Source organism: Microvirga sp. M2, assembly GCF_047497095.1.
Lineage (GTDB): Bacteria > Pseudomonadota > Alphaproteobacteria > Rhizobiales > Beijerinckiaceae > Microvirga.
The window spans coordinates 2,100,986-2,125,096 of the sequence record NZ_CP134063.1 but is presented as its reverse complement, the minus strand read 5'-3'; the positions used below and the strand labels follow the sequence as shown (position 1 = coordinate 2,125,096).

The window sequence follows — 24,111 nt, the reverse complement described above, 5'->3', positions numbered from 1 at the left end:
ATCTCTATTGCTACGCTCGCCAAGAAATGAGGATCATGTTCCTGGATTGCAAGGGGCAATGTTCTTGTTTTGAGCCCCCCCGGGAACTGCGGGCCTGTTTGCGGGGACATGGGCGCCGAAGGCGACTTTCGCCGTTGTGTGTGCCCGCAGATCCTCGCTGCGGCACCCATCAATACTTCCGTAACGGAAACATCCTAGACGCGAATGATTCCACAATGAAGAATTCGGGGGCTTTGAGGATGAACGCAGTCGAAGTGTGCTGTGGGGCCGGCGGCATGTCGCTGGGCCTGAGGAAGGCAGGATTCAAAATAGGACTGGCCATCGATTTCTGGTCCGAAGCGGTCAAGATCTATCGCCAGAACATCAAGTCGCCTTCGCTGCTCGCCCGTCCGGGCCGGCACGCCGTCCAGGGCGATCTGGCCAACCTGCTTGCGGTGGTGCCGGAAGCTCTCACCAAGTCGTGCGATATCATCGTGGGATCGCCTCCATGCCAGGATTTCTCTTCCGCCGGCTCGCGCATCGAGGGCAGTCGCGCCGACGTTACCCTGGCGTTTGCCATCTTTGTCGCGGCCCTGCGACCACGCTGGCTGTTGATGGAGAACGTGCCGGAGGCCAAGAAGTCCAAGGCCTACCAGCGCGCACGTAAGATCCTCAAGCGGGCTGGCTACGGCCTCACCGAGCAGATCGTCGATGCCAGCTTCTACGGCGTCGCCCAGGCCAGACGCCGCTTCATTGTCATCGGCAGGTTGGACGAAGCCGATGGCTTCCTCGACAGCGCCTTGGTGGAGTCCCGCAGCGACAAGCCGATGAGCGTACGTGACCTGCTCGGCGACGACGTCGGCGTACACCCGGATGACGGCAAGTCCCCGCCCGAAACCCGCGTCTACTACATGCGCCCGTTCAGCCTACAACCTGGCGTGCGCTCGATCGATCTGCCATGTCCCACAATCATCACGACCTCGCACGAGCCGGCATCGAGCCGCTATATCAAGCATGCGAAGGATCTCGCCCGTGGGCAGGATGTGCCACCGCTCTCCGTCGACGAGCTCTCCCTGATCCAGGGCTTCCCCAAGACTTGGGACTGGAGTGGGCTGACCAAGAAGAACAAGGCCCAAATGATCGCCAATGCCGTGCCGGTGAAGCTGGCGGAAGCGCTCGGCCGCATCATCAAGGCACGGGATGAGGGCCACAGCATTCCAGCCATTGAGACGGACTTCGTCACTTGGCTGACCAAGGCGAAGAAAGCGAAAGGTCAGGTTCTGCGCAACCGCAAAACTTATCTCAACCGCGGCCGCAAGCTGCTGAACGGGCGCATGCTAGCCGACATTGACCTCGAACTCGCTCTGCTGGAGAAGAACAAGGAATTCGCAGGCCTGTCCGCCTCGGTGAAGTCGGACATCCGGCTGTCCCTGCGGATGCATGCCGAGTGGCGCGACCTGCCGCGGCAAAAGCAGATGCGGGACTTAGCGAAGGAGATGGCCGAGGCTTACGAGAACGATGATCCGCAGGATGAGCACGCTCCCATCGCAAAGCTGAGGATCGGGTCGAGGAAGGCGGCTTGAGCCTTCCCTATACGCTTGAGCCAGGGCCACACCGGCCCTGGTGTTCAGCCGCCGAGGAATTCCAAGGCGAGGGTTGCGTTACCATACCCTGATCACTGCGAAAGGGGAGGCTTGGCATCGGTTGCCGCTCCGGCGGGTTTAGCGAACTTCGATAAACTGGACTAAACTCGCAATAAATAGCGCCAACGCGGCTTGGCAGGTTGTGCGGACCGCAGCCTTGCCCGACCAGATTTCCGGCCTCGCACACCCTCTGTGATGCAACGTGGGCAACTTGGAACGAGCTGGATCTCCGGTCAACACCCTCTCGACCTCCCCATTCCCGCCCATCGTGCCACCTGCGCACTTGTGGATTATCAACATCCCTAAAAAAGCCGAATAACGCTGCTGAGCGAGGGGCTTGCAGCAAATTTTAACCATGGTTGGCGTCAGCCCTGGATAACTTTCTTTTCGAGTCGCTTTTCGCTTGTATTCGGCGGGAGCGCCGATCGTCGCGATGCTCTGCCCCAACCGCGCCGGCACGGCCGCACGCCGCGAATCCTGCGCCTCGAATTGCATCGGCAGGATTGGATCCTCGTCGAAGTGACAGGCGCAAGCATTCGCACAGGATGATGCAAGGTTCTTGTCAACAATTCCGCTGTATCCGCCGGAATGCCCCAGATGTCGGCACGATTGCCGCATCAGATTTTAAGCCGCTTCCGCGTATTGCCTTCCAACTCAATTATCTCCTAACAATTGAAGGCTTTCCGACGCCATCAATATTCTCTCGGCCCTGAGAGGCCGCCGACGGATACTTACGGATCGGAGGAGCAAGGTGCGCATCGTCTTTTGCACCTTGAGCGTCACTAGGGGCGCCGTCCCCGCAGATTGAGTGTTTTGACCATGCCCATGCCCTCTCCCGCCGTCGCAGGCCGCGACGGCGAACCCTGGCCTTTGCCCAATTGCCAGGAAGCCCGTGACGAGCTTCTTCCTTACGCCGATCATCCGGTTGCCCTGCACGAGCGCGTTCTGTTGCTCGCCTGCCTCGACGAGTATGGCTCGCTGCCCGTGACTGGCTGTCTACATGTGCTGAGAGAAAGTGCTCAACCGGTGGCAGTGCTCGCCGCCCTGATCGTGAAGGGCGTCATCGTCGCCGATCTCGATGCCGGCCCTCTCGATCCCTGGACCCGCATTCGAAGGGCCGAGCCGACAGCGACTGATTGGCTGGAGAACCGGGCATGAGCATGATCGTGCGTCGTGACGGCCCCGCGCCGCAGCTCTTACCGGAGATCGCGCGCCTCAAGCGCCTCGTCGCCGATATGGAGGCGATCGCGGCAGGCCGGCATCCCGGGCGTGACGTTCTCGACGGGGCTCCATTGCTCAACGGCTGGACACTCTCCTTGCAGACGGAGCCGTGCCTGACGGGGGTCGTCGAGGGTCATCCAGAGATCGCCGACCTGCGCCCCGCCGTCACGAGCGGCCTGTGGGTGCTCGCACCCGAACTCGGCTACGCCCGCACTCTCAACCGCTTCTACGCGCTCGGCCTGGCCGCGGGCTGACAGCCCACCATTGCCGGGCCGGCCGCATCGCGCCGGCCCGCGCCCTTCCCCCTTACCACCCATCCCGAACCCTACAAGGACAGGCAGCCTCGCGCGCCTGAACGATGATCCATGCCCTCTTCGTCCCGCTCGTCCATGCAGCGATCCCGCCGCCTCCGTCACACGCCAAAACCCAAACCCGCCGACAAGCCGTTGCGGCGCAAGCGCAAGGCCCTGTCGCCCGTCACCGATCCGGCTAAGCGTCTTGCCATGGATCTGATCGTGCGCGCCGTGCGCCAGGCCGGCGCGCACAACCTCCTGCGCGGCGGCAGCGGCGCAATCGCCCTCATCGTGCGGCATGCCCAGGATCTCACTCTCGTCAAGGAAGCCAGCGAGACGCTCCTGCTGCGGGCGCGCAGGGAATGGGACGACCTCGATCTGATCATCGAGGATCGCAATGCGGATGCCGTGAGGATCATCTCCATTGAGGAGAAACTGCGCTGGAAGGATGCCGACGCTGCGGCGCTGCTGGCCAAGCACCGCCGCGTGCTGGTGTTGGCCACCGAGGACGCCGACATCCCGTCCTTCTTCCGACAGGCGGCGGAGGCAGTGGTGCCGCTCGCGCCCTGCGACTCTCATGCCTTGCGCGGCGTGCTGTATGCCTTCTTCGGGCAGGCACCGGCCACCCACGAGCTGCCTGACGTGAGCGGGCTGTCGATCACCGCGGTCACCGCGGCCTTGCGCACCCGCGCCAGCCTGTCCCGGGCGCTGGCTTCTTTAAGCCGCGTGGCGCAAGCCCCCGTGGCTCCCACCGAGTCCGTGCGCGATACCAGGACAGATCCGACCCTTGCCGAACTCGCCGGTCTCGGAGAGGTTGCCGAGTGGGGGCAGTCGCTCGTCGTCGACTGGCTGGCTTACCGGGCGAAGGAGATCACCTGGGCCGAGATGCCCAAGGGCGTGGTGATGCACGGCAACTCCGGCACCGGCAAGACCACCGCCGCGAAGGCCATCGCCAGATCCTGCAACGTGCCGATCTTCATCCACTCGCTCGCCCGCTGGCAGGCCATGGGCCATCTCGGCGATCTGTTGAAGGCCATGCGCAAGGCTTTCGACGAGGCCAAGCGGAACGCGCCCTGCATCCTGTTCCTCGACGAGATCGATAGCTTCGGCGACCGGTCGCAACTCATTGATGCCCGCAACGAGCAGTATTGCCGCGAGGTGGTCAACGGCCTCCTCGAATGTCTCGACGGCGCCGACGGCCGCGAGGGCGTCGTGGTCATCGGGGCGACGAACTACCCCGACAAGATTGACCCCGCGATCCTGCGTCCGGGACGGTTGGAACGCCTGATCGCGATCCCGCTCCCCGATGCCACGGCCCGCGCCGCGATCCTGCGTTTCCATCTCGCTGAGCTTCTCGGAGGAGCCGACCTGATGCCCCTGAGTCGGCGGCTGGAGGGCCTGTCCGGCGCCGATCTCGAGAAGATCGTGCGCGATGCTAGGCGCAAGGCACGCTTGGAGAAGCGGCCGGTAACCCTCGACGATCTGAATGCTTCGACGCCGCGGCTAATTGCGCTCTCGGAGGACGCCTATCATCGTACCTGCCTGCACGAGGCGGCGCATGCGCTCGTCGGCTGCCTGGTCATGTCCGAGACGAGCAACCCGCCGCTGATGGCGCGGGTGATCCGCGTGTCCCCGCCCGGACTGCCTGCCGGCGAGACGATATTCGGGCGACAGGTCGCAGTGCCGCTGACCCGCTCGGCCTATCTCGGCGATATTGCGGCGCTGCTGGCCGGTATGGCGGCAGAGACGATGCTGCTGGGCGAGCATTGCGACGGCTCGGGCAGCCGCGTGGGCTCGGACCTGCATCATGCCACATTGCGGGCGCTGGCGCTGGAGGTGGCGGCCGGCATGGGCGCGTCGCTCGTCTATCGCGGCAGCATGCAGGACCGGGATTTCCTCGACATGCTGAACGCGGACGCCGCATTGCGGGAGCGTGTGGACAAGATTCTCCACTTTTGCCGAGAAAAGGCCGAATCCCTGTTGTCGGGCCACCGCGCGGCGCTGCTCGAGCTGACGGAAGCGCTTGCGGACAAAGGTGAAATCTATTTTCGCGATATCGTCGCCATTGTGCAAGCGCACAGGCCCGACCCAATCCTCAACGCCGCCCCCGGGACGAACGCAGTCGACGCGTCCGGCACGCGCCACAGGCGCCCGAAAACTTCAGCAAAATCAGGCCCCGTGAAGGGTTCGCCCGGCATCTGAACCCAGCATGGAACACTTCGTGATCGGCTCTTCCAAGGACTCATCCGCCGTGATTGACGCCATCCCTCGTGACCTGGCAAAGGCGGACGACCGTTTCAACGAGGCCCCTGATGATCCGTCCTGTTTCCGCCCACGCTGTCTCTGCTGCCGCGGTCTTTGCCGCGGTGACAGACGACTATGTGGAGTCGAAGCAGGCCATGCGCTCAGCCTCACCCCAGCGCCCAGCATCGGCCTTCCCTGCCCACGGCTTCGCTCTCCGCCGAATAGCGGCCTGACCTGACGCGGCCCTCAGCGGCCGCTCCTCGTCCCATCCCACAGCTATCACTCCGGAGAGCCGCGCCGGAGCACAGGAGAGCTTTGCCTTGTCCCTGCCCAATCCCCACCGCACCCCCGAGACCCCAGCTAGCCTGCCCGACTGGACCAAGCCGCTGTCCCTGCGCTTCCAGCCGCCTCCGCCTGCCCCGGACGATCCCTTCCCCGACGCTTGGACGCCGCCGCAGGAGTCGGTCGCATCGCGCAGGCTGCCGCGCAACTTCAAAGGCTCGTTCCACGCCTTCATCCCCGATCCGGTGATCAACCGCGTCATCACCGGCGAGAGCTCCCTTGAGGGCGGCTTCTACCTGCTGCTGCGCACCGATCCGCGCGTCGCCTGGATCTGGGACCAGCCCCCCGCCGTCGCTTATATCGACGAGGACGGCGTCATGCATGAGCACACGTTTGACTATCTCGCCGTCCTGCACGACGGGCACCGCATCGCCTTTGCGGTCAAGCCGGCCATCAAGGTGGCAAGCACCGGGATTGAGCGCGTGCTCGAGCTCATCCGTGCCCAGCTCGACCCAACCTTCGCCACCAGCGTGGTGCTGCGCACGGAAGCCCACATCACGGCGGATCGCGTCCACAACGCCCGCATGATCCTCGATGCCTGTCAGCGTCGGGATGACGTCCACCTCGCCCGGGTGCTGGAGCTGCTCGACGGCGTCACTGGCGCGGTGCGCATTGCCGATCTCGTGGAAGCGAGCGGGCTCGAGGGCCATGCCCTGCCGGCCATCGCCTGCCTGATCGGCGACGGCTTCATCACGCTCTCGCGCCCCGGCCGCATCGATATGGGCGCCTCCGTCATTCCCGTTCGCGCCCACTGAACCCTTCCGATTTACCCCACACGAGGTTTTGCATGTCCGCTGCCCTGAAGCTCACGAATTCCCAAACCACTCCGCTGCCGGAATCCACCCGCACGGACATGATGGCGCTGTTCCCCGACGACCGCGTCTTGGTCGACGGCACCCCGCACCGCTGCCTCGACATCCGCCCGCAATTCGTCCTGCTCAAGAGCATGGACGGCGCGGGCCTGCACCAGACCTTCACCCAGGCTCAGCTCTGGGGCCTGCTCGAGGCCGACCGCCTCGAGGTCGAGCGCAACTACTTCGCACGCAACCGGGCGAACCTGCGCCTGATCCATGGCGCCCGCACCGTGTTCGACCTTCCGCAAGACGAGCAGGCAGTGGTGTTCACCCGCCAGCAGTTCATCCTGCGCCTGATCGAGAAGCGCGCTAGGGGCGAGGCTCCGAGCCTCGCCGACGACAAGCTGCGCGACGTCCTGGAGACGATCGACAAGGAACTGACCCGGGAAGCCCGCGAGCGCTGGAAGCACGAGAAGGCGTACTACAAGAACAGCCTGGGCCACGGCTCGGACAAGCCGGAGCGCCCCGAACTGCCGGAGCCGTGGCAGGTGCGCCGCTGGCTCAAGCGCTGGCAGGAGACCGACGGCGACGTCTCGTGCCTGATGGACGCCACCCACCGCCGTGGCTACCGCACCGACCGCCTCGATCCGAAGGTGCGCGAGATCCTCAACGCGGTGGTCAAGGGCTACGCAAGCAACCTGCGCCCCTCGGCTCCGAAGCTGCTGATTGAGATCGAGACGAGGATCGGCAATGAGAATGACGCCCGCGCCGCCCGGGGTCAGAGTGAACCTAAGCTCAAGGCACCCAACCTGCGCACTGTGTATCGGGCGATCGCCAAGCTCGACCCGTTCAAGGTCATGGCTGCGCGCAAGGGTGCGGCCTACGCCAACCATCATTTCTACGTCGTGCACCAGGGCGTCACCGTCACGCGCCTGCTGGAACGCGTCGAGATGGACGAGTGGGAGGTGCCTCTCGTCACGGTGCTCGCCGGCACCAAGCTGTGGGAGACGTTCACGGACAAGCAGCGCGAGGAGCTGCAAAAGTGCCGCTGCTGGATCACGGCGGCGATCGACTGCGCCTCGCGGGTCATCCTCGCCCTGCACATGTCGATCCACGCGCCGTCCCGCGACAGCAGTTCGACGGCCCTGCGGATGATGATGTCCGACAAGTCGGCGCTGGCCCAATCCGCCGGCTGCCGCATGCTGTGGCCGTACCGCGGCAAGCCCTCCCTGATCGTCACCGACCAGGGCCCTGCGTTCGGCCCTGCCTATTGCGAGCTCCTGATGCAGCTTGGCATTCCGTTCGAGCAGGCGCCCGGCGGACACCCCGAACTGCGCGGCACCATCGAGCGCCTGTTCGATACCCTGGAGGGGATCACGCTCGCGGACCTGAGCGGGCGCACCTTCGCCAATCCGGTCGACCGCGCCGATTACGATCCGGGGGCCAACGCCTGCGTCACCGCCGACGAGCTGTTGCAGTGCGCGGTGCGGGCGGTGGCCGACATCTACCACCAGACCCCGCATGCAGGGCTCAAGGGCGAGACGCCGGCGAACGCCTGGGCCCGGCTGTCGCGGGAATGGGCGGTGGCACCCGAGCCCGGCCCGCGCCGTCTGCGCGAGGTCTTCGGCCGCGTCGTCAAGCGCAAGATCGGCAAGGAGGGCATGCGTTTCCTCGGCCTGCGCTACCAGTCGCTGGAGCTTCAGCGCCTGCGCCGTTTCGTGCAGCAGCAGAAGGTGCATATCAAGGTCGACGCCCAGGATCTCGGCGCGATCTCAGTCAAGGTGCCGGGGGAGCGCTGGATCGCAGTGCCGTGCGTGGAGAGCTTCGCGCAAGGGCTGATCATGAGCGACTGGATCGCGACCGGCGAGCGCCTGCGCCATCGCTTCGCCACCCAGGCGAAACTTGCCCGTCCGATCGTGCTGGAGGCGGTGGCGGCGATCCGCGCCATCGGCGACGCGGCCCGCGCCCGCTGCGGGATCGCGCCGCCCGAGGCCACAGACATCGAGCTCAACCGCTATGAGCGCGACCTGTTCCGCACCTTCAGCATCCGCGAGAGCGCTGCTGTCGCGGCCAGCCACGACGACCTGCTCGGCTTGACCGATGGCGAGGACGAGACCGCCGGCACGGCTGCCGAGGACACTGAGGCCGACATCCTCGGCGACGCCGCCCCGGCTCCCACCTCCCCCTACGGCCCCGCCGGCACCTGGACCGTGGAGAGCGACAAGTAAGCCCGACACCCCTTCACCCCCTCCAAGGGAACCCAAGCATGCCCCCCGAGAGAAGCCATTCCGTGACCGATCCTTCCCAACCAGGAGACCTGCACATGACCGCGTCCACGACTGCCCCCACCACCCCGCACCAGGAGCCCGAGACACCCATGACGACCCAGACCGCTACTGTTTCCGACAACATCGTGCCGCTGCGCGAGAGCGGCGCTCTCGCCGATACCCTCCCCACGACGGAGATCCTGCCTGAGCCCGTGCTCGACCTCACGCAAGGTGTGAGCAGGTCCGGTCCAATCCCGGTCCTGCGTGATTTGGGCCACGAGCGCATCATCGCACGCATCGAGCGGCTGAACGCGGGCTTCATCCGCACGGGCATGTACGAAGTACTCAAGGACGAGATCACCCGCCTCAAGGACCTGCACGGGCTCAACGTCTCCGGTCGCCGTGTCGAGGGCCGTGCTCTCGTCGTGGTCGGCGACAGCGGTGCCGGCAAGTCGGCGGCGATCGCGCGCCTGATCGCCTCGCAGGTCGAGCTCCAGCCGCGCAATCTCGCCGTCGGCCCCGTCGTGCCGATCGTGTCGATCACCGCGCCCTCGCCCTTCACCCCGCGGGCCTTGGCCATGGAGGTAATGAACCAGGGTCTCGGCTACGGCATGGTGCGCGACATCCGCGAGAACGTCGCCTACTCCCGCCTGCGCGAGCAACTCCGCGTCAGGCAGGTAAGGATCGTCCACATCGACGAGATGCAGCACGCGCTCAGTGCCAACAGCGCGCACGAGATGCAGAAGCTGTCCGACACGCTCAAGAACCTGATGCAGCATGCCGAGAACCCGGTCTCGCTCATTCTCTCGGGGCTGCCGGCGCTCGTCGACTTCGTCAAGACCGACGTCCAGCTTCAGCGCCGCTGCCGCTTCGTGCGCTTCACCCCGCTCTCGTTCCCCGAGGACGTCGATGGTCTGCGCCTGGTCGTCAGGACGGTGAGCGAGGGCCTCGCCGAATTGACGCCTGTCGACCTCCTCAGTGACGAGTTCCTGGCGCGCCTGTGCCGGGCGGCGGGCGGGCAGTTCGGGCTGGTGATCCAGATCTGCCGTGCGGCGGCCGAGGAGGCGATCCGCACCGGAGCGGAGGAGCTGACCCCGAAGCACTTCGCATCCGCCTACGCCGCCGGCACGGGCTGCGCGCCGGACGAAAACCTGTTCACTGTGCGCGACTGGGAGTTCGTGGCGTCCGGGTTCGTTCCCACCGCGGTGCAACCCGAGGCCCCCACGCCTTCCCGCCGCAAGGGAGGCCGCGCGTGAGTGCTCACATGCCCCTTCCGAAGCGCCTGCGCTACACCGTCGACCTCGGTCTCGGCGAGACCGCGATCAGCCATGGCTCGCTCAGCGGCGCCATGTACGGTCTCGACCTCGGCACCTTCTGCGGCGACCTGCGTATCAATGCCGTGAGCCTGGCCTACGGCGAGGAAGCGGCCTTGTCCCGTCTGAGCGCCGCAACGGGAGCCGACCTCGAGGCCCTGCGCCGCTTCTCGCTCAGGCACGAGGAGCCGCAGGGGGAGGCCCAGGTGTTCAGCCTCAACGGGCAGGTGCTGCGGCCCATGAGCTTGTGCCGCTCCAGGGTGCGGGTGTGCCTGTCGTGTCTCGCTGAGGATCTCGACAGCCGCTCCGGCCCCGACCGCCTTCGTCCCTATGGCCGCGCCGCCTGGACGCTGGCCTCGGTCCGGACCTGCGCGCGGCACTGGCTCGCACTCACCTGTCTGCCTGTGCCCGATTCGAAGCCGGGCGTGCCCGACTTCGCCGCGGCTGTGCAGGCGAACTGGGCGACGATCACGGCTGGGCAGATCAAGGGCCAGGAATTGCCGCCTTCAAACTTTGAGGCGTACCTGCTCGGGCGCCTCTGGGGGGAGGCACCCAACGTACCCTTCCTCGACGAGCTGCCGTGGTATGCGGTGGCGCGGGCCTGCGAGATGATCGGCGCCGTGTCCCTGAATGGTCCGCGGGTGCGCCGCAGCCGTCTCAGCGAGAGGCAGTGGCGCGAGGCGGGCGACGAGGGCTACCGCATCGCGGCGGCAGGAGACGACGCCTTCACGAACCTTCTGACCCGCCTGCGCGATCAGGTGCAGGCGGTCGAGGACGGACGGCCACGGCGCAAGTTCGGGCGCCTTTACGAGTGGCTTTCGAGCGAGGAGAAGGATCCCTCCTACGCCGCCATCAGGCATAGGATCGCCCATCACCTGATCGCCACGACGGCGGTCGGCCCCGGCGACGAAATCTTCGGGCAACCTGTCACCGAGCGGCGCCTGCACTCGATCCATACGCTGGCGCAGGAAACGGGCGAGCATCCGAAGCGTCTGCGCAAGCTGCTGCTGCGCCATGGCCTCATCGGCGGCGATAGCCGCGAGCTGTCCGACGATCGGGTGGTGTTCGAGGCTGAGGCCGCCGCGAGCCTCGCACTCGAGGTGACGGGGGCGCTGAGCCTGAAGCGGGCCGGCCACTACCTCAACGCGCCGCGCGTGCAGATGGCACTGTTGTACGAGGCGGGTTTCCTCCAGCCGCTCGCGGGGAAAGGCACGGCACTGCGTCCGGCCTTTGCCCGCACTGAGCTTGATCGCTTCCTCGCCCGCCTGCTGGCTGACGCCGAGCCGATGACCGCGCCGCTGGAGGGCATGGCCACCATTCCCGAAGCGGCCAAGCGCGCGAACTGCTCCGCGCAGGAGATCGTGGCGGCGATCCTGGAGCGTCGCTTGTCGTTCGTCGGTCAGAGGACGAACACGCGCGGCTACCTGTCGGTGTTGGTGAGTATGGACGAGGTCCGGGCGGCGGTGCGCCGTCCGGATCACGGCAGCCTGTCGTTGCGCGCGGTCGAGCGGCGTCTCGGCGTTCACACCTCTACGGTGCAGGGTCTGATCGCCGGCGGTCATCTCGCGACCGAGGTCGCGGTCAATCCGGTTAACCGCTGTCCCCAGACGGTGGTGCCCGAGGCGGAGATGGCGCGGTTCGAGAGCGAGACGATCACCCTGTCGCGCCTTGCCCGGGAGCGGCATCAGTCGCGCGGGGCGTTGCAGCGGACGCTGGTCGCGCACGGCATAAAGCCGGCCATCGTGATAGAGGCCGCGAAACGAACGCTGCTGTTCCGGCGCGACACCGTCCCCACATGATGTAGCGCACTCGCATCCGATAAGGCGAGAACCCCCGAGGAATTCCTCGGGGGTTTTTTATTGGCTGGACGTGCATAGCCGAGTGCCCGTTCGAAGCCGAAATCAATGACGCGTCGGTGAGTCAAAACCGAGAGGTAATGCGTCAGATGCCGAAATCGGGCCCCAGAAAATAAGGGTTTGAGCCGACCCCGGTGAAAGTTAATGAGTCAATTTACACCCTGATCCGACTTGAATGAGGCCTTCGTCGTGGAGGCCTTGTCGGCAAGCGTCTGCGTCGAGGCCCTCGGGGCAGCCCACTCAGTCGTGTCGACCTTGAAGAACGTGCAGATCTCAGACGTGAGGCGATCCGGAAGAGACACTACAGGCGGGATCTGAAGGGGGTCGCCGACGACGACGGATCGCTTCGCGCGCGTTATGGCGCCAACAGCGGCCTGTGGAACCGACTGGCCTGCCTCGTCGATCAGAAGCCATCCAAGGCTTCCGGGCTTCAGGTCCCCGAACATCCGGTCCACCGACGCAAACGTCGTCGAAACAACCGGAATGACCATGAACAGGGTCGACCAGAGATCACCGAGCAGCGCCTTCTTTTCCTCCTCAGGAAAAGCTCCCGCTGTCATGGCACCCATCAGAGCGCTGAGATTGTGCATCACCTTCTGGGCAGACGCATCGATGAACGTCTTCTGGACCTCAAGAGCTGCGATGAAAAGCTCCTCCCGCTTCCGGTGGAGGGCAGCGGGGAGCCATGGTGCGGCCAGGTGCATCTCTCGGTGAGAGCGTTTGAAGAATTCCCGATCAATGATGCCATCACCGATCTCGGCACGGGTTTCATCCATCATCTGCTGAATTCGTGAGATGAGATCTGTGAGTGCAGTGAGCTGCTGCATCGAGGCCGAGAGTTCAGCGACTAAAGTATCATGGGATGTGCAAGCCTTGGCTCGCGCCATTTCGGCTGTGGCCACGCGCTCCTGCGCCTGTCTCGCCCGTTCAGCAAGGTCTCTGGCGATCTTCGCCCATTCTTTCCAGCTGGCTGTCCCAAAAAGGCGCGCAAAGAAACCGGGGCGGACCAGATTGTGGTTGGCCTGATGGCTCTCCTGGCGCCTCGCCTCTTCTAATAGTCCCGTGTGCTCGAAGGTCCGCTTGTCGAGCAGATGCTTCGCATGCGCCGACTGTTTCTCGAGAGTCGTGTGCTGCTCCTGAAGCAATACGTGCTTGTTTCGCGCCTCAGGGAACCTCTGGCAGGCTACACGCAGTCCTTCGAGACGCTTCAAGTCGGCCTCGATCTCCTGCTTCAGAGACTGGAACCGGGAACGTGCCTTTCGCCACTGGGCTGCCGCATCCGCTCCAGATGCAGGCTTTTCTTTGACGACTACCTCCGGTGTTCGTCGTTCGATGATCTTACCTGTCTTCTCATCCAAGACTTGCCGGACGACGGAGTCTCCTTTGGCCGCCTTGAGGTAAATTCGTAAGCCCCGCTCCTCGTCCCACCAGAACTTCTGCTGGAAGGCTGCCCGGTTCCTCGAATTGCCGAGCACGGCTGAGATCAGCCCCCAGGTCTCGATCGACTCAGTTTCCTTTTCCCCCTCTTCATCATCGAGATCGCGGGAGTTGGCGAGGTGGTCGCTGATCGATCTGAAGTAGCCGATCTCGTCCGCGCGCCCGAACTCCTTCTTTAGCGGGAGCTCACGGCTGACGTTCTCGACGGCCTTGTTGTTGCTGGATGCGACCAGGATCTCATGCCCCTTCAGGCTTGGATCGAGCATGTACAGGTGGAGGAACGCATTGGATCCCACCATCACCTTTTGGCCGGAACTCGTAAATGCAGATGAAGGGTCCTCGAACGCTACCATGGCGCTCGCACGATCGACGACACAGCTGGCTACCAGATCGCGCAGCAGGGTGGTCTTTCCCGTCCCCGGCGGGCCATTCACTCCCATGATGCCGTCAGTTCGTCCGAGCTCTGCCCGCGCCAAGTTGACGGCCGCCTGCTGAAGGAGGGCGAGCGGATAGCCGCCCTGAGCCGGCCACCGGGAAGCCGCCATCATGTTCGGCGCCACGAATGGCTCGATCCGGCTGAGACCGGCGAGCAGGTCCTGGGTCTCGCGCGGCGTCTCCTGGCCGAGATAGCGCCGCAGTCCTGATCCGGCGCCGCTGGCGACGAGCTCCGATGCCCGCCCGAGATCGGCCAGGAAGAACGAGTTCAGGAGCGATGCTTCAGGCGGCGTCTTGGATTTGAAATAGTGATAGACGCGCAAGGCGAAGGACGGTGGTTCAATGAGGTGCCCAGGAAGCTCAAATTGGGCAACAAGCCAGTCATAGGCATGCTGAATGGTCGCCAGATCCAGGGGCAGCGGCTTCCCGTCAGGATCCTTACGGCGCAGGATCTTCCCGAGACGGTCCTGAAGGGTTTGCTCGACGCGAAGCCACGCACCGAGCCCTCCGAGTTCTAACTTAAGAGCATGCGGGAGCGCCCATGCGAATGAGGAGACGGCAATGGCATTCTCATCGAGAACATAGCCGTTCTTGTCCACCATCACAGCGGCAATGGCAGCCCTTTCCTTTTCCCGCCGGCTGCGTTCCTCATCGGCTCCAAACGCCTTGATGAGTTCATCCGTCGCGCGGTCCATGCTGATCGCGCCAAGAATCACCTGGTAGAAGAGCTTTCTATTAGGCCTTGAGGGTTCTCCCCTGCTCCATGGCAGCCCCTGGCTTGCAAGATCTGCAACACATCGGCGATCCCCTGCCGCCAAATCCTCTGGCTTCCGATATGTCTGGGGAGATAGAGCCTCCAGAGCAGTCCAAGCGGCCAGGATTGCACGAGGCTCATTGGAAGCTTTGGGCGATGCGAAAGTCGGCAGCGGGCCCAGGTGTTCTATTGGAGGGACGGGTTGTTGGGCTGGAGCATCCCGCTTGTCTAACGGCTTATGGACCCGCGACTCGACAGGACGTTTTGATACCGGGCGCTCTGGAAATTTTAGGACGTGTGCACCCGGTGCTGCATCCGCCTCGGCAATGGAAGATGTCGAACGAAATGATGCGCCGCCAGCAGCTCGAACTCTTGAGTTCTTGAGAGATGCCAACGCGTCGTCGACCTCGGCAGCCAACTCCTTGGCCTTAGGGACATTACGAAAGGTCAACTCCTTGGCCAACTCGTCTAAGACGGAACGGTCGCCACGAGCCCTATCAAGGAGGGTCTTGAGTTCGGAAACTCTCATTTGAAGGTATGGACGCTGCCCCGACATTGAATTCCCGATCTTACCCAACTGCCTCGGCACTCTCATTCCATCTGAGGTCGACCAAGACAATTGTATTTTGACAACATCCCAGCTCCCAAGACTAAGCATTTATGGAGAAAATCAACATTAATAATGTGGACTATTGCCAGATTTGTCCCAACACCATAACCATTTGTACCCCACAACCACAACGATCAGGGGCAGCGGTTGTGATGGGACTTGGGGGCTATTGTGAGCTGGATCATCATTGCTGTCGTGATCGGCCTATTCATCACCTACAAAGCGGCCAAGAAGCGAGAGAATGCTGCCAGAGGGTCCGTCTATAGACCGACTACGGAACCGATCCGGTGGGACCAAGCCGCCAGCATGTCTGCCGGACGAGCGACACCGTCGACAAGCAACAAGCAGGGCTCGGGCAGAACGCCTGCGAAATAGCTCCAGCCGGACGAGACCACTGAAATCGCGGGCATCCGGATCACGGGAGGCATGATCTATGTCGGCGAGCACCTTTACACCGCAGGAGGTGCACAACAGGAGAACTGCCTGATCAATCCCAAGCTGAAGGTGGCGGCAACGGGAGCGGACACCACGGGATCCCGGATGCCATACTGGCCATCCTATGCAGATATTCCTCCCACATCCCGCAGAGCCTATCTCGAATGGCTCGCCGGAGGGAGGAAGGATCCACATGTCGGGATCGGGTATGTTTTTTTGTTCTTCTATGGTCTTGAGCGACGGTTCCTCGTTGACCGCGCAGCTCATGAAGCCACAGTGATCTCGAGCGAGATCCGTAGGCTGTTGACCATTTACGGTGAGAATTATTCCTTTCGGAACTATGCTTCAATGCTTCTGGATATCGTCTCAGCGATGGCTTTGCAGACGAATGAGCGACCATCCCTCGATCCGGATCTCCGCAAGGATTACGAGATCCCATTCCCAGTCCGCTTATATATCGGACACCTCTTGGCTGAGGGCAAACCGCCGGAAGCGGACGACGCATTGCTTTGGGTCATATCTTGTCCTGATATTTACCTTAGAACGCCTGCCAAACGGTGCTTCGACGAACTGGTCGCTCTATGGCGCATCCGGTTCGTCCTAAAGTATCCTAAGGGGATGTCAGTCCCCCCTCCGAGGAAGCGACTGAAGATTTCCTATAAGGCTGCCAGCGGTACGTTTGATGCCGCAGTTGACCTCAGCATTTCCGGCGCAGAGCTGCCTGACATCTCGGGTTTAGCCGCTCCTGTGCGGAAATTGACTGATCTCTTGGAGACCTGCACGGACGCCTTGGATCCATACAGCCGTATCCTCGGGCGGCGCCCCGAGGCAAAGGGCACTATCGAGGCGCTCATGGCACTGCCTCAGGAGCTGCTGGTATCCGACAGTGGATCGGTGATGGCCTCTCTTCGAGACAGAGTCGAGACGCTATTTGGCGGCCGCCCCCTCGCGCCTGCCATGGCCTCCAGTGTGCTTGACATCCTCGGTCTCCCATTACCCTCGGACGGAAAGATGTCGGCAACCGTTCGAACCCAAATCGGAGCCATCCTGGACAAGCTGGATATCGCGTTTGAACCGGATAGGCGCTACGGGTCCGCCCCTCTGGCAGCGGACGGACGAATGGTTCTCTTTAAAGCAAAATGTGGCGGTGCCGTCGATTCGGATAAGCCGGAATACAAGTCCGCGAAAGCTACGATCGATGTGACCGTCCTGGCAGCCTTGGCTGACGGCACGGTGGCTTCAGCAGAATACGAGGCCCTTACGGCCTCCCTCCGTTCTCTCTCCGGGATCTCGGATATCGAGCGCGCGCGCCTTCTAGCATACGCCGCGGTCATGATGCAGGACGGCCTTCGTCAACAGGCTGTTTTGAACAAGATCTCGACCCTTCCTGAGATGGACCGTCAGCAGATCGCGCAGGCCGCAATCGGAGTTGTGCTTGCCGATGGACACGCGTCACCCGCAGAGATCAAGTTTCTTGAAAAGCTCTACAAGGCGCTCGGCCTCACTCAGGAAGATCTGTATGCCGCCTTGCACCGAGGCGCGACTATAATCGAAAGTCCCGTTACTGTGGCGCCCGAGGAAACGGCCAAGGGCACGCCTATCCCTGCGCGTCCGGCTCCTCCCTCCAAAAAGACAGGCATCCAGATCGATCACGAGCGGCTTCAGCGCATAAAGCACGAGACATCGACTGTTTCAGCCCTGCTCGCGGACATCTTCGTCGAGGAGGAGGTCTCTCCTCCAGCCAAAGCCGCGACCACAACACAAGCTGTTGCTTTCCAGGGCCTAGACGCCGCCCATGGGGCCCTTCTGTCAGCCATCCTTACCACCGGCTCCCTTGATCGAGCCGCCTTCGAGGAGCGCGCTCGTTCTCTGAGACTGCTTCCGGATGGCGCCATTGAGACCATCAACGAGTGGAGCTTCGAGACATTCGACGAGGCTGCCCTTGAGGATGGGGAAACAATCATGATTGCGGAACACCTCCGCGAGGAACTCGACAAACTGGAGATTGCTGCATGACGACCCATACCCCGATCAAGGCCCGCGACCGTGACGTCATCCTTCAAGCCTTGGCAGCGGGTGTCGTTCCTCGCACCGGACTACGCCATATCCAGGTTGGCCGTGCCGCAGAAGTAGGCGCCCTGGTCCGCGACATCGATCGCATCGCAGATGCAAGCTCGGGTTTACGCTTTGTCATCGGAGAATACGGTGCGGGTAAAACATTCTTTCTGAACCTCGTGCGCCTTATTGCGCTTGAGCGAAAGCTGGTCACCATTCATGCAGACCTCGCTCCCGATCGCCGCATTCATGCGACGGCTGGCCAGGCACGAGGGCTGTATGCAGAAGCCGTCCGTAATATGGCAACCCGCACGAAACCGGAAGGTGGCGCACTTGCGAGTGTCGTCGAGCGATTTGTAACCGAATGCATGAAGGACGCAGAAGGACGTGGCGTGGCCGTCGAGAAGGTCATCGACGAGCGCCTTGCACACCTTCAGGAGCATATCGGCGGGTATGACTACGCGGCCGTGATCAAGGCATACTGGCGTGGAAGCGAAGACGGAGACGAGGTGCTCAAAGCGGCAGCCCTGCGCTGGCTTCGGGGTGAGTACAGCACGAAGACCGAAGCCCGCCAGGCACTCGGCGTGAGGAACATCATCGATGACGGTGATGTCTACGATGCTCTGAAGCTTCTGAGCGCCTTCGTTCGGGAGGCCGGATACGCAGGCCTGCTCGTCGTCTTCGATGAAATGGTGAACCTCTACAAGCTCCAGAGTTCACAGGCGCGCAACCAGAACTATGAGCAGGTTTTGCGCATGCTGAACGACGTGCTCCAAGGCAATGTCGGTGGCATCGGCTTCGTATTCGGCGGCACCCCTGAGTTTCTCATGGACACGCGCCGCGGCCTCTATAGCTATCAGGCGCTGCAATCCCGCCTTGTCGAGAATGCCTTCGCGACGAACGGACTCATCGACCTATCCGGCCCGGTCATCCGCCTCCAGAACCTTACTCCAGAGGACCTTTTGATCCTGTTGTCGAACATCCGCGCGGTGTTTGCAGGTGGCGACCCTTCCAAGAATCTGGTGCCTGAAGAGGCGCTGACGGCCTTCATGGAGCATTGCAGCCGTCGCATCGGCGAGGCGTATTTCCGTACGCCGCGCAACACGATCAAGGCCTTTGTCCAGTTCCTGGCCGTGCTTGAACAGAACCCTGGCATTGATTGGCGGTCCTTGCTCGGTGGAGTCGACGTTCAGACTGATATTGGCGATATCGGTGAGGATGCCGAAGAGAATGGAGATGGTAGCGACGCCCAGTCTAGCGACGATGACCTTGCCACCCTCCGGCTCTGATATCGTGACTAGCTTCGACAGGCTGCACCCGGAGATCCGGCGTTGGATCTGGGAGCAGAAATGGGAAGAGCTCAGGGAAGTTCAAGATCGCTCCATTCGGGCGGTCCTGGACGGGAGTAACGATGTCCTGATTGCCGCCTCGACAGCAGCTGGCAAGACGGAAGCCGCCTTCCTGCCAATACTCACGCAGGTGGCCGACCGCGAGGCTCAAGGATTATCGGTTCTCTATATCAGCCCACTGAAGGCCCTGATCAATGATCAGTTCCGTCGCCTGGACCTTCTCTGCGAAAGGATGGAAATCGAGGTCGTTCGCTGGCATGGAGATGCGCCACAGGCCGCCAAAGCAAGAACTCTCAGGAGTCCACGAGGGATCGCACTCATCACACCCGAGTCCATCGAAGCCCTTTTCATCAGACGCCCTGCACAAGCGTACGCGCTTCTCGGATCGCTCGATTTCATTGTAGTTGACGAGCTGCATGCCTTTCTCCAGGGGCCAAGAGGATTGCATCTCGCTAGCCTGCTTCGGCGCATTGACGAAGCGTCGACAAAGCGTCCGCGGCGTGTGGGCCTGTCGGCGACCATAGGCGACCTATCTGTGGCAGCCCAGTGGATGAATCCTGGGGCTCCATCTGGTGTCACTATCGTGGAAGCGGGTAGCGGCGCTCCTGAGCTGCGTCTCCAAGTCAGAACCTATATCGATCCTGAAGACGCTGATGATGCCGACGGCCTTGAGAACGAGAACGGCAAGAAAGTCGCCCTCGACTACATTGCCGATCATCTCTTCACAAACTTGAGGGGCAGCAACAACCTCGTGTTCGCCGGATCGAGGCGGAGGGTTGAGGCCATGGCTGACCGTCTCCGGAGGCGTTGCGAGACTCAGGGCGTCCAGAATGAGTTCTTCCCACATCATGGAAGCATTTCGAAAGGCCTTCGTGAGGAGCTTGAAGAGCGCTTAAAGGCGGGCGATCTGCCGACAACGGCCGTTGCCACGACAACGCTTGAGCTTGGAATCGACATTGGTTCCGTGAAATCGGTTGCCCAGATCGGCGCACCGCGCTCCCTCGCCTCCTTGCGGCAGCGGCTCGGGCGGAGCGGGCGGCGGAAAGGCGTACCTGCGATCCTTCGCATTTATATCCGCGAGGGTTATCTGGCGGCTGATGCAGATCCCCTCGATCGGCTACGTCTCGAGGTTGTGCGGGCGGTAGCTGCGATCAGGCTCCTCATCGGCAAATTCGTAGAACCCCCGAGCCTCGATCCATCCGCTGCAACAGTCGTTTTACACCAAATCTTGTCTGTCATTACGGAACGAAGTGGTGCTCGGGTAGATCAATTCTACAAGACTATCTGTGGTGCTGGTCCATTATCTGTGATCAGCAAGACCGATTTCGTGGAGATGCTGCGCGGGATGGCCTCTCCCGAGACAAGGCTCATTGAGCAAGCGTCGGACGGCACAATCATGCTGGGCGAGATTGGCGAGGAGCTGACCCGTGGCCGAGACTTCTACGCCATCTTCCCAAGCGATGAAGAATGGCGTCTGGTAACAAGCGGACGAACCCTTGGAACAATCCCGATCGTCAACGCAGTCGGCATAGGGACCCTGCTCGTCTTTGCAGGACAGCGCTGGCGGGTTACGGCGGTCGACGATCATGCCAAAGTGCTTGATGTCGAACACCACCGCTCGGCTCGCATTCCCAAATTCGAGAACCTTGCGGTCGAGATGCTCCATGACCGTCTCGTTGCCGAGATGCTATCTGTCTATCGCGATGACGATCTACCTGCCTATCTCGATCAAACGTCCAAGGAAATGCTGGTAGAGGGCCGGAAAGCCTTCAGGGACATGAAGCTCGACAAAATCCGGCTCATTCAAGCCAATCGAGACGTTCATATTCTACTCTGGCGAGGCTCCTCAATGACCTCGGTATTTGCTGTCGCCCTGAAGACTGCGGGCTTGGACTGCGCAGAGCACGATATTGGAATTACGGTTGGCGATGCAACAATCGATCAGGTGAGGTCAATCATAACCAAGATCGCCGAAATGCCTCCCATGGAGATCGGTGACATCGCTCAATTCGTGGAAAATCTTCAGGGAGCCAAGTTCGATGAGCTTGTTCCAGAAGCCCTTCTGCGCCGCATCTGGGCACGCAATCACGAAGATTATGCAGGGCAGATCAAAACGGAAGCCGCTAAGCTCGTAGGGCTATCTATAACTTAATGCTTATTTGATAGCAGCTTCTCGATTTGCCGCCAGCTAGAGCCTTTTCCATGAACTTCGGTTCCACAGTACACGACAGTCTGGTGGTGGACGGTGCGATCTGGTGGAGTAGCGGATTCTTCGCCAAAAGGATCCTGCTATGCCGATCTGTCTTCGCACCGCCCTGATGCGGACTTTAGCGCCGCACCTGGGTCTGAGCCAATCCCGTCTGGAAACCGCCTGCCTGTTTCTGGTCGCGCTGATCCAGGGCCGCACGGTCAACCTGACCCATGTCGCCAGCCAGTTTCCCGGACCGGCCCGCTATGCCTCGAAATACCGTCGCCTGCAACGCTTCTTCCAGGTTGTGCGCTTCGACCAAACGGTGGTGGCCGCCCTGGTGGTCCGCATGCTCAACCTGTCGCGGCCGAAATGCCTGGCGCTCGACCGCACGCACTGGAAGATCGGCCGCCGCGACATCAACATCCTGGTGCTGGCCATCGTCACGCGCCGCTTCCGGGTGCCGCTGCTGTGGAGCGTTCTCACCCATCCGGGCAACAGCACCAGCGCCCAGCGCATGGCCCTGATGCGGCGCTATCTGGCCCGGTTTGGGCCCGACACCATCGAGCTGCTGCTGGCCGACCGTGAGTTCATCGGGGCCGACTGGATCAAGTTCCTGATCGACCACGACATTCCGTTCGCCATCCGGGTCAAGGAGGACTTGCGCCTGGCGCTCGCCGACCGGCAGCTGTGGTCGATCCGGACCCTGTTGCGCACCAAGCGCGCACGCCACCTCATCCACACCGTCGACGTGTTCCTGCCCGACCACCCGACCCCGCTGCGGCTCGCCGCCCGCCGGATCAAAAGCGGCCAATGGCTCGTCGTGCTGACCAACCGCACCGATCCGCGCCGGGCGTTGCAGACCTATCGCCGGCGCTGGGCGATCGAATGCCTGTTTGCCGAGGCCAAGACGCGCGGCTTCAACCTGGAGGATACGCACCTGGCCGATCCGGGCAAGATCGAAACCTTGACCGCCCTTCTGGCGCTCACCATCACCTGGGTTTACGCCACCGCGTCGCGCACCATGGGGCTCAAGGCCATCCCACGAAAAGTCCATGGCCGGCGCGCGAAGTCATGGTTCCGCACCGGCCTCGATACCCTCAGGCAGGCGCTCTTCAACACCCCTCACATCGCCGCAAACGCATGGACGGCAAAATGTCCGATCAGGCTCAAAGCAACATGAGTCGTGTACTGTGCTTCGGTTCATGGCAAAGGCTCCTGTTGTTTGAGAAAGACGCCTTTTCTTCGCAAAACCGGCATCCACTTTTGCGGAAATGGCTCTAAGTGACAACCAGCGGATTAGGCGGCGTGCGGCCTCTGCCTGGGCGGCGGACCATCGCCCTTTCGCAGGCTCAGGAGCTGAGGATCCCGAACGTCATGGTGGCTTCCTCCGTACCGGACGCGATTGACATCCTGAACGACGATGTGCCTTGGCGCGGCCAGCGGAACGAAGCCCAACTCGTCGAGCACCTCCCCGAGCGTCCTGACCTTCTTGTCCGGGCCGGGTTCGTCGAATGGGCGGGACTTGGGCGTCTCCGCCAAGATCATTCTCCTGAAAGCAAGATCATTCTCCTGAAAGCAAGTCATCTTGCCCGCGTCGCATCCTGTCCACGACCGGTCCGGTGAGCGGGTGGCCGAGGAGAGGCGCGCCCGGCGCATCGTCGCGTTGGGGAAGCTCCACAAGAGCACCCTGAGGACGCCGCGGGACGCCCAGCTCCAGGACGGGTTCGAGCGCCTCAACGACGGGGCCTCGCTGTCGCTGAACGGCCGTCGGCCGGAGGGGCGCGCCGATCGTCATCGGTCAGAGCGGGGCCGGCAAGACCGTCGCGCTGCGTCGCCTCATCGACGGGCGCAGGGAACTCACGCCGCATAACATCGCGACCGGCCCCACGATGCCGTTCGTGTCGATCACCGCGCGCTCGCCATGCACCCTGAAGCAGCTCGCGATCGAGCTTCTGCGGGCCCTCGGGTATCCACGCCTTTCTCGACGCAGCGGGTCCAGGGCGTGGACGGCGCGCGTCCGACCTGCGGACCCGATCCGGGTATGGGCATGACGCAGAGAGTGTCGTCGGCCTCACTCCTCCGGCCGGCGGAACACGCCCTGCACCACCTGCCCTCGCCCGATGAGTTCGGGCGGCGGATTGGTCCAGTCCACCTCCTGCGGTTTGCGGTTGTGCCAGTAGATCATCCAGCGCCCTTCCGGGTCCTGATAGACGCCGTAGATCAGGTGGCCGCGCCAGTGCTGGCGGGAGAGCGTGGGGATGAGATCGCGGATGCCGCGCATCACCAGCCATGTCGTGCCGATGAGGGTCAGCGGCACGCTAATGATCCCAAGGGCCTGGATGAATTCGGGCCAGGTATGAAACTTCGACAGCCAATCGGCCCAGGCGCTATACGGCTGATCCATGATCAACTCCCCTCAAGGTGTGGCGACCACCAGGAGCCCTGGTGGTCGGGGAGTTGAGAAGCCGTACGCAGACGACCGCGCTGTCCTTTAGGCTTTCGCCCTGAACATGCGACAGCACCTCCCCGGCCATAAGACTGGGAAGGCATCGTTAGCGGCTGATGCTTGCCGCTGCGTAAGGGGTTCTCACGCCCCGGAGCCGGATGCGTCCGGCTCCGGTGACGAGATAACACGGCGACAGGGTAACGCGTCAATGGGCGAGCCGGTCCGGCCGCCCCGTCGGCGAACCGGAAAAACGGCTCCTGAAACGGAAAAGCCCAGGCTCCGGGGCGAACGGACAGGTGGATAACCCCTTACGCGCAGACCGACGCGCTTCTTCCCGAAAGTGCCGGAGGGCGACGCTCGCAGCGGGCTGCCATGTCCATTAGTTCAATGCCGAATTCAATGCCGGGAGGGTGAAGACCCTCTGGGCCGGAGGCAGAGCACGCAGCA

Annotated in this window: 17 protein-coding genes; 13 read left to right on the top strand and 4 right to left on the bottom strand. The window is 62.7% G+C overall.

Going from position 1 to position 24,111, the window contains the following annotated elements:
• The first annotated feature begins 35 nt into the window (after positions 1–35).
• Positions 36–1,562 (top strand): DNA cytosine methyltransferase, encoded by a 1,527-nt coding sequence (locus RE429_RS10015; protein WP_414470638.1) that lies wholly within the window; start codon positions 36–38, stop codon positions 1,560–1,562.
• Between the two features lie 138 nt (positions 1,563–1,700).
• On the opposite strand, the gene RE429_RS10010 is transcribed toward RE429_RS10015, so the two are convergent.
• A complete protein-coding gene (locus RE429_RS10010) occupies positions 1,701–2,117 on the bottom strand; it encodes a hypothetical protein (RefSeq protein WP_414470637.1) in 417 nt (138 codons plus the stop codon).
• A 324-nt stretch (positions 2,118–2,441) separates the two neighbouring features.
• Here RE429_RS10010 and RE429_RS10005 point away from each other — a divergent pair, with 324 nt between their 5' ends.
• From RE429_RS10005 to RE429_RS09975, 7 genes are all read left to right on the top strand, one after another.
• The gene (locus RE429_RS10005; protein WP_190844397.1) at positions 2,442–2,780 is read left to right on the top strand and encodes a hypothetical protein; all 339 of its coding nucleotides are present in this window, start codon (positions 2,442–2,444) and stop codon (positions 2,778–2,780) included.
• Positions 2,777–3,097 (top strand): hypothetical protein, encoded by a 321-nt coding sequence (locus RE429_RS10000; RefSeq protein WP_414470636.1) that lies wholly within the window; start codon positions 2,777–2,779, stop codon positions 3,095–3,097. The genes RE429_RS10005 and RE429_RS10000 overlap by 4 nt, the downstream gene beginning before the upstream one ends.
• Positions 3,098–3,208: 111 nt before the next feature.
• The gene (locus RE429_RS09995) at positions 3,209–5,338 is read left to right on the top strand and encodes an AAA family ATPase (RefSeq protein WP_414470635.1); all 2,130 of its coding nucleotides are present in this window, start codon (positions 3,209–3,211) and stop codon (positions 5,336–5,338) included.
• 362 nt (positions 5,339–5,700) lie between these two features.
• Positions 5,701–6,477 (top strand): hypothetical protein, encoded by a 777-nt coding sequence (locus RE429_RS09990; RefSeq protein ID WP_414470634.1) that lies wholly within the window; start codon positions 5,701–5,703, stop codon positions 6,475–6,477.
• 32 nt (positions 6,478–6,509) lie between these two features.
• Entirely contained in the window at positions 6,510–8,744 is a 2,235-nt protein-coding gene (locus RE429_RS09985) for a Mu transposase C-terminal domain-containing protein (protein WP_414470633.1), read from the top strand.
• Between the two features lie 95 nt (positions 8,745–8,839).
• The gene (locus RE429_RS09980) at positions 8,840–10,039 is read left to right on the top strand and encodes a TniB family NTP-binding protein (RefSeq protein WP_414470632.1); all 1,200 of its coding nucleotides are present in this window, start codon (positions 8,840–8,842) and stop codon (positions 10,037–10,039) included.
• Positions 10,036–11,895 (top strand): TniQ family protein, encoded by a 1,860-nt coding sequence (locus RE429_RS09975; protein WP_414470631.1) that lies wholly within the window; start codon positions 10,036–10,038, stop codon positions 11,893–11,895. Before RE429_RS09980 ends, RE429_RS09975 begins: the two co-directional genes overlap by 4 nt.
• Before the next feature lie 206 nt (positions 11,896–12,101).
• Here the strand turns inward: RE429_RS09975 and RE429_RS09970 are convergent, their stop codons facing one another.
• Positions 12,102–15,107 carry an AAA domain-containing protein gene (locus RE429_RS09970; protein WP_414470630.1) on the bottom strand — a complete coding sequence of 1,002 codons (3,006 nt, stop codon included), beginning with the start codon at positions 15,105–15,107 and terminating at the stop codon, positions 12,102–12,104.
• Between the two features lie 507 nt (positions 15,108–15,614).
• Between RE429_RS09970 and RE429_RS09965 the strand changes: the two genes are divergently transcribed.
• The 4 genes from RE429_RS09965 to RE429_RS09950 all read left to right on the top strand — a co-directional run bounded on the left by RE429_RS09965 (position 15,615) and on the right by RE429_RS09950 (position 22,398).
• Positions 15,615–17,639 (top strand): TerB N-terminal domain-containing protein, encoded by a 2,025-nt coding sequence (locus RE429_RS09965; RefSeq protein WP_414470629.1) that lies wholly within the window; start codon positions 15,615–15,617, stop codon positions 17,637–17,639.
• Complete coding sequence (locus RE429_RS09960; RefSeq protein WP_414470628.1) at positions 17,636–18,967, top strand: ATP-binding protein; 1,332 nt, start codon at positions 17,636–17,638, stop codon at positions 18,965–18,967. The genes RE429_RS09965 and RE429_RS09960 overlap by 4 nt, the downstream gene beginning before the upstream one ends.
• Positions 18,915–21,179 carry a DEAD/DEAH box helicase gene (locus RE429_RS09955; RefSeq protein ID WP_414470627.1) on the top strand — a complete coding sequence of 755 codons (2,265 nt, stop codon included), beginning with the start codon at positions 18,915–18,917 and terminating at the stop codon, positions 21,177–21,179. The genes RE429_RS09960 and RE429_RS09955 overlap by 53 nt, the downstream gene beginning before the upstream one ends.
• A gap of 139 nt (positions 21,180–21,318) precedes the next feature.
• Complete coding sequence (locus RE429_RS09950) at positions 21,319–22,398, top strand: IS4 family transposase (RefSeq protein ID WP_414470626.1); 1,080 nt, start codon at positions 21,319–21,321, stop codon at positions 22,396–22,398.
• A gap of 116 nt (positions 22,399–22,514) precedes the next feature.
• Here the strand turns inward: RE429_RS09950 and RE429_RS09945 are convergent, their stop codons facing one another.
• The gene (locus tag RE429_RS09945; RefSeq protein ID WP_414470625.1) at positions 22,515–22,757 is read right to left on the bottom strand and encodes a hypothetical protein; all 243 of its coding nucleotides are present in this window, start codon (positions 22,755–22,757) and stop codon (positions 22,515–22,517) included.
• 248 nt (positions 22,758–23,005) lie between these two features.
• Here RE429_RS09945 and RE429_RS09940 point away from each other — a divergent pair, with 248 nt between their 5' ends.
• Positions 23,006–23,269 carry an ATP-binding protein gene (locus tag RE429_RS09940; protein ID WP_414474165.1) on the top strand — a complete coding sequence of 88 codons (264 nt, stop codon included), beginning with the start codon at positions 23,006–23,008 and terminating at the stop codon, positions 23,267–23,269.
• A gap of 20 nt (positions 23,270–23,289) precedes the next feature.
• Here RE429_RS09940 and RE429_RS09935 read toward each other — a convergent pair whose 3' ends face one another.
• Entirely contained in the window at positions 23,290–23,622 is a 333-nt protein-coding gene (locus RE429_RS09935) for a hypothetical protein (protein ID WP_414470624.1), read from the bottom strand.
• Positions 23,623–24,111: the final 489 nt, after the last annotated feature.